This is a genomic window from Janthinobacterium sp. SUN073 (assembly GCF_030397665.1).
In the GTDB taxonomy this organism is placed as follows: Bacteria; Pseudomonadota; Gammaproteobacteria; order Burkholderiales; family Burkholderiaceae_D; genus Janthinobacterium.
In genome coordinates this window covers 138,144-152,163 of sequence record NZ_JAPUBT010000008.1, presented here as the reverse complement: position 1 = coordinate 152,163, position 14,020 = coordinate 138,144, and the positions used below count along the sequence as shown (strand labels likewise).

The 14,020-nt window shown below is 65.0% G+C and carries 16 protein-coding genes; 9 read left to right on the top strand and 7 right to left on the bottom strand.

All coding sequences use genetic code 11. The features are described from left to right. Window positions 1-8 precede the first annotated feature (8 nt). From O0882_RS20810 to O0882_RS20790, 5 genes are all read left to right on the top strand, one after another. Window positions 9-686 carry an amino acid ABC transporter permease gene (locus tag O0882_RS20810; protein WP_289951047.1) on the top strand — a complete coding sequence of 226 codons (678 nt, stop codon included), beginning with the start codon at window positions 9-11 and terminating at the stop codon, window positions 684-686. After that, window positions 686-1,378 (top strand): amino acid ABC transporter permease, encoded by a 693-nt coding sequence (locus tag O0882_RS20805; protein ID WP_289951045.1) that lies wholly within the window; start codon window positions 686-688, stop codon window positions 1,376-1,378. Before O0882_RS20810 ends, O0882_RS20805 begins: the two co-directional genes overlap by 1 nt. Continuing rightward, window positions 1,375-2,118, top strand: coding sequence for an amino acid ABC transporter ATP-binding protein (locus O0882_RS20800; protein ID WP_289951043.1), 744 nt, complete (start codon window positions 1,375-1,377; stop codon window positions 2,116-2,118). Before O0882_RS20805 ends, O0882_RS20800 begins: the two co-directional genes overlap by 4 nt. A 126-nt stretch (window positions 2,119-2,244) precedes the next feature. After that, window positions 2,245-2,811 carry a glycine zipper domain-containing protein gene (locus O0882_RS20795; RefSeq protein ID WP_289951041.1) on the top strand — a complete coding sequence of 189 codons (567 nt, stop codon included), beginning with the start codon at window positions 2,245-2,247 and terminating at the stop codon, window positions 2,809-2,811. 197 nt (window positions 2,812-3,008) lie between these two features. Next, complete coding sequence (locus O0882_RS20790) at window positions 3,009-3,362, top strand: hypothetical protein (protein WP_071078622.1); 354 nt, start codon at window positions 3,009-3,011, stop codon at window positions 3,360-3,362. 19 nt (window positions 3,363-3,381) lie between these two features. Here the strand turns inward: O0882_RS20790 and O0882_RS20785 are convergent, their stop codons facing one another. After that, the gene (locus O0882_RS20785; RefSeq protein ID WP_289951037.1) at window positions 3,382-4,248 is read right to left on the bottom strand and encodes a universal stress protein; all 867 of its coding nucleotides are present in this window, start codon (window positions 4,246-4,248) and stop codon (window positions 3,382-3,384) included. A 168-nt stretch (window positions 4,249-4,416) separates the two neighbouring features. Between O0882_RS20785 and phbB the strand changes: the two genes are divergently transcribed. Then, window positions 4,417-5,163, top strand: a complete 747-nt coding sequence (gene phbB, locus O0882_RS20780) for an acetoacetyl-CoA reductase (RefSeq protein WP_289951035.1) — start codon at window positions 4,417-4,419, stop codon at window positions 5,161-5,163. Window positions 5,164-5,338: 175 nt separating this feature from the next. Here the strand turns inward: phbB and O0882_RS20775 are convergent, their stop codons facing one another. The 6 genes from O0882_RS20775 to O0882_RS20750 all read right to left on the bottom strand — a co-directional run bounded on the left by O0882_RS20775 (window position 5,339) and on the right by O0882_RS20750 (window position 10,080). Beyond that, the gene (locus tag O0882_RS20775) at window positions 5,339-5,719 is read right to left on the bottom strand and encodes a TraR/DksA family transcriptional regulator (RefSeq protein ID WP_289951034.1); all 381 of its coding nucleotides are present in this window, start codon (window positions 5,717-5,719) and stop codon (window positions 5,339-5,341) included. 110 nt (window positions 5,720-5,829) lie between these two features. Then, a complete protein-coding gene (locus O0882_RS20770) occupies window positions 5,830-6,249 on the bottom strand; it encodes a VOC family protein (protein ID WP_289951031.1) in 420 nt (139 codons plus the stop codon). 80 nt (window positions 6,250-6,329) lie between these two features. Continuing rightward, window positions 6,330-6,803 (bottom strand): hypothetical protein, encoded by a 474-nt coding sequence (locus tag O0882_RS20765; RefSeq protein WP_289951029.1) that lies wholly within the window; start codon window positions 6,801-6,803, stop codon window positions 6,330-6,332. After that, a complete protein-coding gene (locus O0882_RS20760) occupies window positions 6,788-7,606 on the bottom strand; it encodes a hypothetical protein (RefSeq protein WP_289951027.1) in 819 nt (272 codons plus the stop codon). Before O0882_RS20760 ends, O0882_RS20765 begins: the two co-directional genes overlap by 16 nt. A gap of 88 nt (window positions 7,607-7,694) precedes the next feature. Beyond that, the gene (otnI, locus tag O0882_RS20755; protein ID WP_289951025.1) at window positions 7,695-8,477 is read right to left on the bottom strand and encodes a 2-oxo-tetronate isomerase; all 783 of its coding nucleotides are present in this window, start codon (window positions 8,475-8,477) and stop codon (window positions 7,695-7,697) included. A gap of 232 nt (window positions 8,478-8,709) precedes the next feature. Then, window positions 8,710-10,080: a DEAD/DEAH box helicase gene (locus O0882_RS20750; RefSeq protein WP_289951023.1), complete on the bottom strand. Its 1,371-nt coding sequence runs from the start codon at window positions 10,078-10,080 to the stop codon at window positions 8,710-8,712. 290 nt (window positions 10,081-10,370) lie between these two features. On the opposite strand from O0882_RS20750, the gene O0882_RS20745 reads away from it, so the two are divergent. The 3 genes from O0882_RS20745 to O0882_RS20735 all read left to right on the top strand — a co-directional run bounded on the left by O0882_RS20745 (window position 10,371) and on the right by O0882_RS20735 (window position 14,007). Next, entirely contained in the window at window positions 10,371-12,092 is a 1,722-nt protein-coding gene (locus O0882_RS20745; RefSeq protein ID WP_289951021.1) for a methyl-accepting chemotaxis protein, read from the top strand. Between the two features lie 94 nt (window positions 12,093-12,186). Beyond that, the gene (locus tag O0882_RS20740; protein ID WP_034758847.1) at window positions 12,187-12,564 is read left to right on the top strand and encodes a BlaI/MecI/CopY family transcriptional regulator; all 378 of its coding nucleotides are present in this window, start codon (window positions 12,187-12,189) and stop codon (window positions 12,562-12,564) included. A gap of 3 nt (window positions 12,565-12,567) precedes the next feature. After that, window positions 12,568-14,007, top strand: coding sequence for a M23/M56 family metallopeptidase (locus tag O0882_RS20735; protein WP_289951017.1), 1,440 nt, complete (start codon window positions 12,568-12,570; stop codon window positions 14,005-14,007). Window positions 14,008-14,020: the final 13 nt, after the last annotated feature.

Sequence of the window (14,020 nt, the reverse complement as noted above, 5' to 3'; positions counted from 1 at the left end):
GCTTCCGCATGTTTGATCTGAACTTTTTGCTGTCCGGCGACTACCGCGACTGGCTGCTGTCCGGCTTGCTGCTGTCCTTGCAACTGATGGGCATTACCTTGCTGTTGTCCCTACCGCTGGCGTGCGGCGTGGCCATGCTGCGCCTCGCGCCGTCGCGCCTGCTCAATGGCCTGGGCGCCGCGTATGTCGAGCTGATCCGCAACGTGCCCTTGCTGGCCCACTTCCTGTTCTGGTATTTCGGCGCGCCCGAACTGCTGCCCGACTCGTGGAAGGAGCGCTTGTATGCCGGCAATATCGAAGCGGCCAGCGCCATCACTGCCCTGACTGTATACACGGCCGCCTACATGGCGGAAGACATCCGCAGCGGCATCCGCGCCATTCCCGCACAGCAATTCGAGGCAGGCCGGGCGCTGGGCTTCAGTTTTCTCGCCACCATGCGCCTGTGCATCGTGCCGCAGGCGCTGCGGCTGGCCGCGCCGCCGCTGCTGTCGCAAACCTTGAACCTGTGGCAAAACACCAGCATCGCCACCGTCATCGGCGTGGCCGAGCTGATGTACCAGACGCAACGCGTGGAAGCGGCCTCGTTCCGCAGCGTGGAGGCGTTTGTCTTCGCCAGCGCGGCCTACCTGGCCGTTTCGCTGCTGATCGCGGGCCTGGCGGCCTTGCTGCAAAGGAAGGTGTCCTGATGCTGGAACTCATCCACGATTACTGGCTGTATTTTCTTGTGGGACGCTATCCCGAAGGACCGCTGGGCGGCCTGGCGCTGACGGTATTGCTGGCCAGCCTGGCGCTGGTGCTCAGCCTGCCGTTCGGCTTGCTGCTGGGGCTGGCGCGCCTGAGTCCCTGGCGGCTGCTGCGCTGGCCCGTCGCCGCGCTGATCCACGTGGTGCGGGGCATCCCCTTGCTGCTCGTCATCTTCTGGGCCTATTTCTTCCTGCCCAGCATCACCGGGCATGAAAGCGGGCAATTCGGCACCATGCTGGCGGCCCTTGTCATCTTCGATGGCATTTACCTGGCGGAGATCGTGCGCGCTGGCGTGCAAGCCGTGCCCAAGGGACAGGTGGAGGCGGCCCGTTCGCTGGGCTTGAATTACCTGGACAGCATGCGCACGGTGGTGCTGCCGCAGGCGCTGCGCCACATGTTGCCATCCCTCGTCAACCAGTTCGTCTCGACCATCAAGGAAACCTCGCTGGGATACATCATCGGCCTGGCGGAGGTGTCGTTCATCGCCTCGCAAGTCAATGGCCTGGTGCTGACCAAGCCCGTGCAAGTGTATTTTTTGCTGGGCATGACGTACTTTGTTTTATGTTTCAGCCTGTCACGCGCCGCCTTCTGGCTTGAGCGGCGCCAGGCGCGTCTTTTGAAAGCGGCAGCATGATTACCTTTGACAACGTCAACAAATACTATGGCGACTATCACGCCTTGAGCGATATCAATGAACACGTGGCCAAGGGTGAGGTGCTGGTCGTGTGCGGGCCGTCCGGCTCCGGCAAGTCGACCCTGATCCGCACCATCAACCGCCTGGAGGCGATCGCTTCGGGCCGCATCACGGTGGCGGGCCAGGATATTGACGCGCCGGGGCTGGACGTGAATGCCTTCCGCTCGCACATCGGTTTTGTGTTCCAGCAATTCAACCTGTTTCCCCATTTATCGGTGCTGGACAATTGCGCGCTGGCGCCGCAGCGCTTGCGCGGCCTGACCCGGCGCGAAGCCGAGGAGCGGGCGCTGGCCCTGCTGGAACGGGTGGGACTGGCGCACAAGGCGCGCGCCATGCCGGCGGCCCTGTCGGGCGGCCAGCAACAGCGGGTGGCGATTGCCCGCGCGCTGGCCATGCAGCCGCCGCTGATGCTGTTTGACGAACCCACCAGCGCATTGGACCCGGAAATGGTGGGCGAGGTGCTGCAAGTGATGCGCGACCTGGCGCAGGGGGGCATGACGATGGTGTGCGTGACGCACGAGATGGGTTTCGCGCGCGAGGTGGCGGACCGCGTCTGGTTCATGGACCATGGGCAAGTGCTGGAGCGGGCCACGCCCGAGGATTTCTTTGTGCGGCCGCAACATGCGCGCGCACAACAATTCCTGTCGGATATCCGCAGCCCGTTCAGCGCGTCTGCTTGAGTGAGCATATGATTGGGCATGGGAGTAAGAGGCTGTGTGCGTAAGCGAACGGTATCCTGGCGTTGTCTGGCGCACGCTATCGAGGCGGCGCATGGTGCGCCAGCAGCCGACCAGGAGGGTCGTATCATGTCACGCATCATCGCAGGTCATTTTCAGTTGCAGGAACAGATAGACGCCGCGCGCGCCGCGCTGAACCAGGCGGGTTTTTCCGATAGCCGCATCAGCGCCTTCTTTGTCAACCAGCCGGGCCAGCACGACTTGCACGCGCTCGGCGGCGACCGCGACATCTCGCCCGGCGCCAAGGAGACACCGGAAGGCGTGGTGGAAGGCGTGGCCGTCGGCGCCGCCGTAGGCGCGGGCATCGGTGCCGCCGCCACCCTGGCGACGGGGCCGCTCGGTCCCGTCGTCGGCGCGCTGGTGGGCGCCCACGTGGGTTCGCTCTACAGTTTCAATAAAATGAAGGAGGCGGGCGAGTCCGAAAAACATGGTGAAAACAAGGGCGAAAACCGCCGCCAGCCACGCCATCCTGGCATGCTGATCGCCGTCGCGCTGGGCGGCCTCGACGAGCGCGAACGGGCGCTCGAGGCACTGCACCGGCTGGGCGCCGAGCATATCGAGGAAGCGGAAGGCACGATCGCCAATGGCGACTGGTACGATTTCGACCCGCTCAGCATTCCCGTGCTGGTGGCGTGAAGCGGCGCCCTTGTGGCGCACGATGCATAAATGCCGCGCTGCATGCAATTTTAGGTATGATCCTTGTTAGTATTGCTAATTATTGGTAAACAATGCCGACAGGGATAGTTTCCGCGCGCCCGTAGTGACACTGGACCAAGGTGACTGCCTGTAGTACTTGCCTCGCATGCTAACGAGTATGGATAGGGGGTCGCGTCATGACACAGGCATGGTTCATTCTGACACGGGCCGATGGGCGCGACATTTGCGCGCCCTCGCCGGCACAGCTGGCCGATGCGCTGGCCGAGGTCTACCGCGGCGCCACGCCGGACGGCAGCCCGGCCGCCGTCTTGTTGCGCTTTGGCTACGACGACGGCTTGATGTATCAGGTCGAGGTCGCTAGCGGAGGCGAAGTCACTTTCGAGGAATGGTCGGACCGCGATTGCGAAATCGCCCTGGCTTCGCCGCGCCACATGTCGGCCCTGCCGCAGGGCGACGCGCTGCAGCTGTGGCAGTGGCTGGCGCAGCGCCAGGTGGCGAAGATCCGCAGCCAGCCCTGGCAGGGCGGCTAGTCCCCGTTCTCAACAGGCCCTAGTGTGCCATCAGCACGGGGATCGTCATGCTCTGCAAAATCGTGCGCGTGACGCCGCCCAGGATGGTTTCGCGCAGGCGCGAATGGCCATACGCTCCCATCACCAGCAAGTCGGCCGACAGGTCGGCCGCCTGCGACAGCAGCGCCTCGCCGATATCGCCGCGCCGCACGCCGCCGCCATCGAGCAGATGCAGCCGCGCTTCCACGCCGTGGCGCGCCAGGTAGTGCGTCAGCTCGGCGCCCGGCTGTTCGCCGTGTTCGGCCGCATGCACCTGGGCATCGAAGATGGCCACGTGGACTTGCCCGGCGCGTTGCAGCAGGGGCAGGGCGGCGCTCACGGCACGGCTCGCTTCCTTGCTGGCGTTCCAGGAAATGAGCACATTGCGCGCGGCCGCCGGCGGCGCCAGCAGGGGCAGCGGCGGCGCATACGGCACGATCAGCACAGGGCGGCCAGAATGTAGCAGCACGTAGGCGGGAAAGTCGCGCATCACGGACGGCGATTTATCCTTGGCATTGTATTGGCTGATGACGACCAGGTCCGCATAGCGGGCCAGCAGGCTGATGCCGCCCGCCGCCTCGTCGTCGAGCACGCGCTGTTCGAACGAGGCGACGCCGGCCGCGCGTGCCTGTTGCTCGAAACCGTCAAGGGCGCGCGTCGCCCGTTCGCGCAGGAAGTTCAAATGCAAGCTCAGGTTCGGGTCGGCATCGAGGTCGGGCTGGTTCTGGTACAGCAGGCGCGATACGCCCGTCAGCGCCACGCCCGTCAGGTGGCCGCCGCACGCCTGGGCGATGCTGGCTGCCGCTTCAATGCGGGCGGCGCGCCCGGCGCTGTCGTCGATGTGGAGCAATACGGTTTTATATGTCATGGCCTGTCCTCTCGCTGTGCGGTAGGGGCCATTCTGGCACAGTCCGGGACGTCGGCCGCGCACGACTGCATCAGGCTGAGCACTTGATCTGGCGCAAAGCTGGCGATAAAAACTGCTCCTACACTTGATCCCACGCAGAACAACCATAACAAGCGGGGAGAGACAGCAATGAAGGAACAAAAGGTAGCACTGGTCACGGGCGGCATGGGCGGCCTGGGCACGGCCTTGTGCCGCCGCCTGCATGCGGCGGGCTTTGCCGTCGTGGCGGCACATACGCCGGGTAATGCGCGCGTGGCAAGCTGGCTCGACGAGCAACAGGCGCAGCAGTATTATTTTCACCCGCTGGCCATCGACGTGAGCGACTTCGCTGCCTGCAGCGAAGCTGTGGCAAGCGTGCTGGCGCAGTTCGGCCGCATCGACGTGCTGGTCAACAACGCCGGCATCACGCGCGACCAGAGCATGCGCAAGATGGAATTGCCGCACTGGACCGAGGTCATGCGCACCAATCTCGACAGCCTGTTCAACATGAGCAAGCAGGTGCTGGAACCCATGCTGGAAAAAAAATGGGGCCGCATCATCAATATATCGTCCGTGAATGGCCAGAAGGGCGCGTTTGGCCAGTGCAACTACGCGGCCGCCAAGGCGGGCGTGCATGGCTTCAGCAAGGCGCTGGCGCTGGAAGTGGCACGCCACGGCATCACCGTCAATACGGTCTCGCCCGGCTACCTGCGCACGCAGATGGTGACGGCCGTGCCGGCCGATATCCTGGAAACGAAGATCCTGCCGCAGATTCCCCTGGGCCGCCTGGGCGAGCCGGACGAGGTGGCGGCCCTGGTGGCTTACCTGGCATCCGACGAGGCGGCGTTCGTCACGGGCGCGAACATCGCCATCAATGGCGGGCAGCACATGAGTTAAGCAGCGTGCAGCTGGATATTTGAAGCAGGGCAATGGCAGTAGAGGAGACCCGTCCACCCAGCCGGCACGCACGATGCTGGCGGAGGACGACAGGCAACATGGTAGTCACGCTGGAAAACAGGGGGCAGGGCAGCGATGCCTTGCCCTTTGTTGTTGCGCAACCGTCATGCTCGCGTCATGCTACGCCGCGCCGGGCTTTTTCCAGCCGCGTCTGGCAATCGATGCACAGGCGCGCTTCCGGGCGCGCGTTCAGGCGCGACAGGCCGATGGCTTCGCCGCAGTTGTCGCACAGGCCGTAGCTGCCATCGGCAAACTTGGCCAGCGCATGCCTGATGGTGGCCAGCTGCGCCAGATTGTGCTCGGCCGCTTCGCTGACGAGGGCGTTCAAGGTGTGTACGCTGGCGTTATCGGCCGGCGAGGCTTCGATTTCATTGAGCAGCGAGGCGCGCGCATCCGCTTCGGCCGCCTCGTTCTCGATCTGTTCCAGCAACGCCAGCTTGCGTTGCTCCAGCACGCCTTGCAGGCGTTGCAACTGGTCTTGCGGCAATCCATTCATGGTTGTCACCCGGTAGAGGTTACTTCCATTATGGTAGTCCAAGATTGGACGCTCTGCTTGCGCTACTGCCCGCGCCGCGTTTGATGCGGCGCAGGCAGGCATGGGCTGTTCTATGCTGGTTCTTTCAGGCAGTTGACCATCCAGGCGACGCCGAACTGGTCTTTCAGCATGCCGAAGCGCTTGGCCCAGAACGTTTCCGCCAGCGGCATCTGGATGTTGCCGTCACGCGCCAACGCGTCGAAGGCCCGTTCCGCTTCCTCCGGCGTGTCGAGGGTCAGGCAGACCGAGCAGCCGCTCATGCCCTTGGCGCCATCCTCGGTGCAGCCGCCGTCCGAGCCCATCAGCATGGTGGCCCCCAGCTGCACGGAGCCGTGCATGATCTTGTCGTACCAGTCTTCCTTGACCTGGTCCTGAGCTGGCGAGCCGCGATACGGCATCAGGCACAGGTCTGTGCCATGCAGGTGCTGGCGGTAGTATTCCAGCGCTTGCGCGCAATTTCCATTGAATTGCAAATACGGTTCGATACGCATATTGGCCTCCTCTGGTGGTCCCGCAGGCACGATTGCCATGCGGGGACGTCCCAGTATAGGCGCTCGCCGGCCAAATTCAATCAGTCCGGTGCCATCTCTTGCAGCCGCTCACGCACCTTGCCCAAGGTGCTGAGGATACGCTCGGGATTGCCGGCCAGGACGGCGCTGCCCAGGTGCAACAAGCTCGTCGCCAGGCTGATCCAGTGCCGCACGTCGTCGTTGCGGGCGATGCGCAGGCGCACCGTGTCGAGCAGGCCGCTGAGCTGGCGCTGCGCCGTTTCCAGGCCGGCGACCGTATGCCCGGCGGCATCGGCATACAGCTGGTTGGCTTGCTGGCGCAAGGCCACTTCCAGGGCGAAGACGGCTTGCGCCTGACTGTGGCTGATACCGTTTTCTCCCTGGCTGGCGCGCTTGCGGATGGCGCGCATAACGGCGCCATGCAGGGTGACGGCCGCCTGCGACAGGCTGTCGGCCAGTTGCTCGACGCGCATGGCGCTGCTCAGAGCCGCTTCGCGGCGTTCGCTGCTGCTGCTCCTGTTTACCGATCCGTCCATCTTGCCTCCGTGGTGGTGAGGGCGGCAGCGAGTTGGGCGTGTTCGCGCCCCAGTGCCGCCAGTTGACGGCGCGCCAGGGTATGGCGCAATCCAAGCAGGCGATATTCCTCGGTTTTGCTTTGTTGCATGTTTTTCGCCAGCACGGCCAACAGGCGCTGCTGCGGCGTGTCGGCATACGCGATTTCCACGTCCAGCAAGCCGAGCACCATGTCGCGCTCGTTGTCGCCGCTCTTGTCGTACAGCGCCAGCAAGCTGTCGAGCGCGGCCAGCAGAGCTTGCAGCGGGGCATCGCCATCGTGCAGTACCTGGGCCAGGTGCGCCTGCTGGCTGGCCGCGCCGCCCAGGTTCGAGAGTTGCTGCAGCAGCAAGGTGTAGGCGCTGACATGCCGGTCATCGATGCCGCTGCCCGGCCAGGCGCGGATGGCGGCGCCGGCACTGGCCAGTTCCGGTTGCACGTCATAGGCATCGGCTTGCGCCAGCCGGCCCAGCGCCTGCAGGTACAGGCGCACGGCATGCGCCAGGCGCGCGACATCCGCTTGTGCGGCACGGCGCTGGGCATCGAGCAGGCGTTCGCGCGCGTCTTCGGCGGGCGACAGATAGGGGCGGGCGCGCTGGTAGCTGTCCACGTGGCGCTGCGACAGTTCGCTGAAGGCGTTCAGGGCATCGGTGCCGGCGGCCAGGGCGCGCACCTGCGCCAGCTCGGTGCGTGGAGTGGCGCAGCCGCACAACACGGCAGCCAGGAAGAGGCTCAGGTACAGGTTCAGGCCAAGGGCGCGGCAATGGCGGGCGGGCAGGACGGACACGTCACCTCTCGACAGGAAATACTGTATGGAAAGGTATTGTCGTGCCGGCCTGCGCTGTTCGCCTTGTGCGGGCGCAAGCGTGCTGCGATCAGGCGCCCGTCAATTGATCGCGCCAGCCCAGTCCGGCCACGGTATCGCCCGCGGGACGGTATTCGCAGCCGACCCAGCCTGCGTAGCCGACCTGGTCCAGCAGCTTGAACAGATGGCGGTAGTTGATTTCGCCCGTGCCCGGTTCGTGGCGGCCCGGCGTGTCGGCGATCTGGATGTGGCGGATCAGGGGGAGCAGGGCACGGATGGTGTTGCTCAGTTCGCCCTCCATGCGTTGCATGTGATAAATGTCGTACTGCAAGAAAATATTGCTGCGCTGACAGTCGGCGATGATGTCGGCCGCCTGCTGACTATGGTTCAGAAAGTAAGCGGGCATGTCGTAGCGGTTGATGGGCTCGATCAGCACGTGGATGCCGTGCGGCCGGCAGGCGTCGGCCGCATATTGCAGGTTGCCGATCAGGCTTTGCCGCGCCCGTTCCAGGCTCATGCCGGGTGACACGATGCCGGACATGCAGTGCAGCTGTTTCGCGCCCAGCGCCAGCGCGTAGTTGAGCGCCAGTTGCACGTTGCTGCGGAATTCTTCGCCCCGGCGCGGATCGCAGGCGATGCCCCGTTCGCCGTGTTCCCAGTCGCCGGGCGGAAAATTGAAGACGGCAAGCTGCAGATGGTGGCGTTCCAGCCGCATGGCGATCTGCCGCGCCTCGATGGCATAGGGAAACAGGAATTCGACGGCATCGAAGCCCGCTTCCCTGGCGGCGGCAAAGCGGTCCAGGAAGGGCAGTTCGGTAAACATCATGCTGAGGTTGGCAGCGAAGTTCGGCATGGCAGCACGCAGGTGAGGACGATGGACACTATCCTAGCCCAAATTGGCAAAAGATGGCGTGCATGAAAAATGCGCCCGCCAACTAGGTTGGGGGCGCATCTCAAGAAATACAAACGGGGCCTGAAAGCGTAGCGAGCGGGAGTGATATTGCGTTGAGTAGCGCAGCCGTACTGGAGTACGGCGAGCAACGTAAACGCAATAGCGCCCCGCGCAGTAGCTTTAAGGCCGCGTTTTAGCGACCGCGGCCGCCGGAACGGTGATTGGCCGCCGAACGCGGCGCATTGCCCGAACGGTTGCCGCCGCCACCGCCGCCCGCCGGGCCGGCGCTGCGTGGCTTGGCGCCGCTGCCGCCGGTTTTCACGCGTACCACGGCGCCTGCTGGCGCGCGGCTGTTGTTGCGGTGACCGCCGGTGCCGCTGCGCAATTGCACAGGCTGGGCGCGGGCGTTCAGGTCTGGCTCGAAGCCTTCGATGACTTCGCGCGGCAGGGTTTGCTTGATCAGCTTTTCGATGTCTTTCAACATTTCGTGCTCATCCACGCAGACCAGCGACACGGCTTCGCCCTTGGCGCCGGCACGGCCCGTACGGCCGATACGGTGCACATAGTCTTCCGGAATGTTCGGCAAGTCGTAGTTGACGACGTGCGGCAACTGGTCGATATCGATACCGCGCGCGGCGATGTCGGTGGCGACCAGCACTTGCAGGGTGCCATCTTTAAATTCCGACAGGGCGCGCGTGCGCGCCGACTGGCTCTTGTTGCCGTGGATGGCCAGGGCGCCGATGCCATCCGCGCCCAGTTGTTCGACCAGTTTATTAGCGCCGTGCTTGGTGCGCGTAAATACCAGTACTTGCGTCCAGTTGTTCGACTTGATCAGGTGGGACAGCATCGGGTGCTTCTTGTCGCGGTCGACCGGATGGATCTTTTGCTGGATGACTTCCACGGTCGAATTGCGGCGCGCTACTTCGATCATGGCTGGCTTGTTCAGCAAGCCGTCGGCCAGGGCCTTGATCTCTTCCGAGAACGTGGCCGAGAACAGCAGGTTCTGGCGTTTCGGCGGCAGCACGGCCAGCACTTTCTTGATGTCACGGATGAAGCCCATGTCGAGCATGCGGTCGGCTTCGTCGAGAATCAGGATTTCCACTTTCGACAGGTCAACCGTGCCCTGGCCCATGTGGTCCAGCAGGCGGCCCGGCGTGGCGACGAGCACGTCGACGCCGTGTTTGAGCTGCTTGATTTGCGGGTTGATGCCGACGCCGCCGAAGATCACGGTGGAGTTCAGCTTGGTGTATTTGCCGTAGGTGCGCACACTTTCCTCGACCTGCGCGGCGAGTTCGCGCGTCGGTGCCAGGATCAGGGCGCGGATCGGGCGCGTGGACGTGTTGCTGGTGATGGCCGCGCCATTCGCGTCAGTCGACAGGCGGTGCAGCAAGGGCAGGGTGAAGCCGGCCGTCTTGCCGGTACCGGTTTGTGCTCCGGCCAGCAAGTCGCCGCCAGCCAGCACGGCGGGAATCGCCTGCGTCTGGATGGGGGTCGGCACGGTGTAGCCGTGTTCGGTAACGGCACGTACGATAGCGTCGGACAATCCGAGGGAGGAAAAGGACATGGTAACTTTATTGTGAGATCGGCCTGTCGCCATCGGGGGGCGCCAGTCGCAGGCAATCAGATTAGGGGTCGAAAGACAGCGGCAAGGGGACTGGTCATATGTGCCGCACACGCGAAGTATAACAGCATGGCAAAAAAGCGCCGGGTTTGTTTCAGGTACGCAATGCCACAGGTAAAGGAAATGCGTGGCTATGGCGCGCTCCGGATCATCGTTATTCACTATTATTCTCTATAGCACTCCATGCGCGGGACTCACCGTGGCGCCGGCGTGTTCATTCCCGGAGGAATATCATGCGTATCGCCGATCTTCGCATCGCCACCCGCCTGTATGGCGGTTTCGGCACCATCGTCCTGTTGCTGGCCGCCCTGGTCACCGTCGCCACGCTGAATGTTTCGCGCTTGGCCGACGCCAATGCCATCAATACCCACACTTACCAGGTGCTCGCCGAAAACAGCGCGATGCTGGAAAGCCTGATCAACATGGAAACAGGCCAGCGCGGCTACGTGATCACGGGTGCGGAGGCGTCGCTGGAACCGTACAAGGCGGGGCAGGCCGGGTTTGGCACGCACTTGGCCAAGGCGCGCGACATGACCAGCGATAACCCTGCCCAGCAGGAGCGCCTGGCGAAGCTCGATGCTGCCAAGCAAGCCTGGTTGGCCGGTGCGCTCGATCCCGTGATCGCCATGCGGCGCGCCGTGGCGCAGGGCACGGCGGCCATCGAGCCCGTGCTGGCGCTGGAGAAAGAAGGCAGGGGCAAGCAGGGCATGGATGCCATGCGGGCACTGCTGGGCGAGATCGGCCAGGCGGAAACGGTGCTGCTGGCCCGGCGCTCGGAAGCGGCGGCGGCCCTGCAGGCGCGCACGCACTGGACCTTACTGGGCGGCGGCGCGGCGGCGCTGATCCTGGCCGCCCTGATCGCCTGGTGGCTCGCCCGCAACATTTCCGGCCCGCTGCGCGCGGCGATCGACGTGGCCAGGCAGGTGGCGCACGGCGACTTGACGGTGCAGGTGGACGTGCGCTCGAAGGATGAGACTGGCGAGCTGATGCAGGCATTGAAAGACATGACGGCCAGTCTGCTGCGCATTGTCACCGAAGTGCGCGGCGGCACGCAAGCCATCGCCACGGCGTCGCGCCAGATTGCCTCGGGCAATATCGACCTGTCCGCGCGCACGGAACAGCAGGCCAGTTCGCTGGAAGAGACGGCGTCGTCGATGGAGGGACTGACCAGCACGGTACAGCGCAATGCGCAGAATGCCAGCGAGGCCAACGGCCTGGCGGCGTCGGCCTCCACCGTGGCCGGCAAGGGCGGCGCAGTGGTGGCGCAAGTGGTGGACACCATGGGGTCGATCAACGACTCGTCGCGCAAGATCGTCGACATCATCGGCGTGATCGACGGCATCGCCTTCCAGACGAATATCCTGGCCCTCAACGCGGCCGTGGAAGCGGCCCGGGCGGGCGAGCAGGGACGCGGCTTTGCCGTCGTCGCCACCGAGGTGCGCAACCTCGCACAACGTTCGGCTGGTGCCGCCAGGGAAATCAAGGCCCTCATCAATGACTCGGTGGCGCAGGTGGAAAGCGGCGCGCGCCTGGTCGACGAGGCGGGCCACACCATGCGCGAGATCGTCGACAGCGTGCACAAGGTCAGCAGCATTGTCGGGCAGATCTCGGCCGCCAGCGACGAGCAACGGGCTGGCATCGAGCAAGTCAACCAGGCGATCGGCGAAATGGACCAGGTGACCCAGCAAAACGCTGCGCTGGTGGAAGAGGCTGCCGCAGCGGCGGAATCCATGCAGGAGCAGGCCGCCCGGCTGGCCGATGCGGTGAGCGTGTTCAGGACCGCGCAGGTGGATGCCATTCCGGCGCTCGCGTCCCGGCCCGCCGCGCGCCGTCCGGTGCCGCTCAAGGTGGCGCACGCGCCTGCCCGCGTGAGTGGCAAGCCGGTGGTGCGCCATGCGCCGCAAGTTCCGGCCGGCAAACAGCGCTCGGGGGAAGATGAGTGGGAAGAATTTTAATGAGGTAATGCATGCGACAGATGTCGCACGTAGTGCTTGCGTTCGTGTGACTGTTGTCGCATAATTGTGTCAACAGTCACTAAAAGAAATCTCCATGAGCACGCCCTCCGTCACCGAACTGTCGTTATTGAAAGCCTTGTGGAAAGACCATCCGCTGTCCGCGCGTGAATTGCACGCCAGGGTGGAAGACGAGCTGGGATGGTCGTTTTCGTCCACGCGCAAGACGCTCGAGCGCATGCTGGACAAGGGCATGCTGCTGCAGCGTAGCGTGCATGGCGTGCTCGTGTATGAGGCGAACGTGGACAAGGTGGCCACCCTGGCCGCGTTTGCCCACGACTTTGGCCGGCGCGTGATGGAAATCGACAGTCCCTTGCCGGTCAGTATGTTTACGGGCAGCAAACTGGTGGACCAGCAGGAACTGGCGGCGCTGGAACAACTGCTGCAGGACTGGCCGCTCGAGGGAAAGGAATAAGCGATGCTGCTGTTTTCTCTCACGCTGTTGCAGGCCAGCGCCGCCTGTCTCGTGACCGGCCCGCTGCTGTGGGCAATGCTGAGCCTGGCGCAGCGGCGCTGGCCCGCGCTGGCGGCGCAGCGCAGCGTGTGGCTCGGCGCCCAGCTGGTGCTGGCCGCCGTGTTTGTGCTGCCGCTGCTGCCGGACACGCGCCAGCTGAGCGTGGTGCCCGAGGTGAACGTGCCCGTTTTCCTGGCCAGCGCAGCGCCCGACGTGCCAATGGCCATGGCGGCGCCAGCTGCCGGGCTGTCATCCGCTGCTTTGTGGCTGGCCCTGGTGCCACCCGCCTGGGGCCTGATCTATCTGCTGGGCGTCGCTTGCGCAGTCTGGCGCTGGCAGCGTGGCCACGCCATGTTGCGTACCTTGCTGCAGCTGGCGCGGCGCCGCCGGCTGCATGGCATGGATGTGCTGGAAGTGGATGCGCCGATCTCGCCGATGCTGGTGGGCATATGGCGGCCGCGTTTGCTGTTGCCGGCGCACCTGGCGCAATTTACGCCGGAACAGCAGCAACTGGTGATCGCCCATGAGCTGACCCATGCACGCCGGCGCGACCCCGTGCTCCTGCTGCTGGCCAAGCTGCTGCAGGCCCTGCTGTGGTTCAATCCGGCCGCGCGCTGGCTGGCCGGCCAGTTGGCTTGGGCGCAAGAACTCGGTTGCGACCGCCAGGTACTCGCAGGTTGCCCGCCGAGCCAGCGCCAGCAATATGCGGCGGCCCTGGTCAGGCAGCTGGGCCTGCAGACCCAGCCGTTGCCGGGGCTGGCCTTTGGCGGCGGCGGCATGGCCGAGCGCCTGCTGCGCATGCGTGACGGGCAGGCACGCCCGCCTGTGGCCTTGCGGGTGCTGACGGCGCTGCTGCTGTGCGCGATCGGCGCGGCCAGCCTGGCGCTGCAGCCGGCACTGGCGTGGGCCGTGGCAGTCACGCCGGCAGCCACGCCGACAGCTGCGCTCATTGGGCCGGCGACGGCGCCAGCTACCTGGCGCAATCCCCTGGGCAGCATGCGCGTGACCGGCTTCTTTGGCGTGGTGCGCCAGCTGACGCCGCAAGGCCATAGCGGCATCGATCTGGGCGCCAGGCGCGGCACGCCCGTGCATGCGGCGGCCGACGGCATCGCCAGCGTCAGTGCAGATGAGCGCCTTGGCAAGGCCGTGCGCATCGACCATGGCGGCGGCATCGAGTCGCTGTATGCCCATCTCGACCGGGTCACGCTGACGACCGGCATGGCCGTCACGGCAGGGCAGGCCATCGGCACCGTGGGCGCCACCGGTCTGGCGACGGGGCCGCATTTGCATTTCGAGGTGACCCGCGACGGGCGCCTGCAGGATCCGCAACAGTGGCTGGCCGATCTCGATGTCAACGCCACCGCGCGCGCCCTGCGCCTGCGCAAGGAGCAGTTTGGCCGCTAGTTTTACCTGGCCG

What these genes read in the sequence shown, in the direction of transcription:
- O0882_RS20810 (WP_289951047.1), top strand. Translation starts at nt 9, where the DNA reads ATGTTTGATCTGAACTTTTTGCTGTCCGGCGACTACCGCGACTGGCTG.
- O0882_RS20735 (WP_289951017.1), top strand. Translation starts at nt 12,568, where the DNA reads ATGCTGCTGTTTTCTCTCACGCTGTTGCAGGCCAGCGCCGCCTGTCTC.
- O0882_RS20750 (WP_289951023.1), bottom strand. Translation starts at nt 10,080, where the DNA reads ATGTCCTTTTCCTCCCTCGGATTGTCCGACGCTATCGTACGTGCCGTT.
- O0882_RS20790 (WP_071078622.1), top strand. Translation starts at nt 3,009, where the DNA reads ATGACACAGGCATGGTTCATTCTGACACGGGCCGATGGGCGCGACATT.
- O0882_RS20745 (WP_289951021.1), top strand. Translation starts at nt 10,371, where the DNA reads ATGCGTATCGCCGATCTTCGCATCGCCACCCGCCTGTATGGCGGTTTC.
- phbB (WP_289951035.1), top strand. Translation starts at nt 4,417, where the DNA reads ATGAAGGAACAAAAGGTAGCACTGGTCACGGGCGGCATGGGCGGCCTG.
- O0882_RS20740 (WP_034758847.1), top strand. Translation starts at nt 12,187, where the DNA reads ATGAGCACGCCCTCCGTCACCGAACTGTCGTTATTGAAAGCCTTGTGG.
- O0882_RS20770 (WP_289951031.1), bottom strand. Translation starts at nt 6,249, where the DNA reads ATGCGTATCGAACCGTATTTGCAATTCAATGGAAATTGCGCGCAAGCG.
- O0882_RS20775 (WP_289951034.1), bottom strand. Translation starts at nt 5,719, where the DNA reads ATGAATGGATTGCCGCAAGACCAGTTGCAACGCCTGCAAGGCGTGCTG.
- O0882_RS20800 (WP_289951043.1), top strand. Translation starts at nt 1,375, where the DNA reads ATGATTACCTTTGACAACGTCAACAAATACTATGGCGACTATCACGCC.
- otnI (WP_289951025.1), bottom strand. Translation starts at nt 8,477, where the DNA reads ATGCCGAACTTCGCTGCCAACCTCAGCATGATGTTTACCGAACTGCCC.
- O0882_RS20805 (WP_289951045.1), top strand. Translation starts at nt 686, where the DNA reads ATGCTGGAACTCATCCACGATTACTGGCTGTATTTTCTTGTGGGACGC.
- O0882_RS20795 (WP_289951041.1), top strand. Translation starts at nt 2,245, where the DNA reads ATGTCACGCATCATCGCAGGTCATTTTCAGTTGCAGGAACAGATAGAC.
- O0882_RS20765 (WP_289951029.1), bottom strand. Translation starts at nt 6,803, where the DNA reads ATGGACGGATCGGTAAACAGGAGCAGCAGCAGCGAACGCCGCGAAGCG.
- O0882_RS20785 (WP_289951037.1), bottom strand. Translation starts at nt 4,248, where the DNA reads ATGACATATAAAACCGTATTGCTCCACATCGACGACAGCGCCGGGCGC.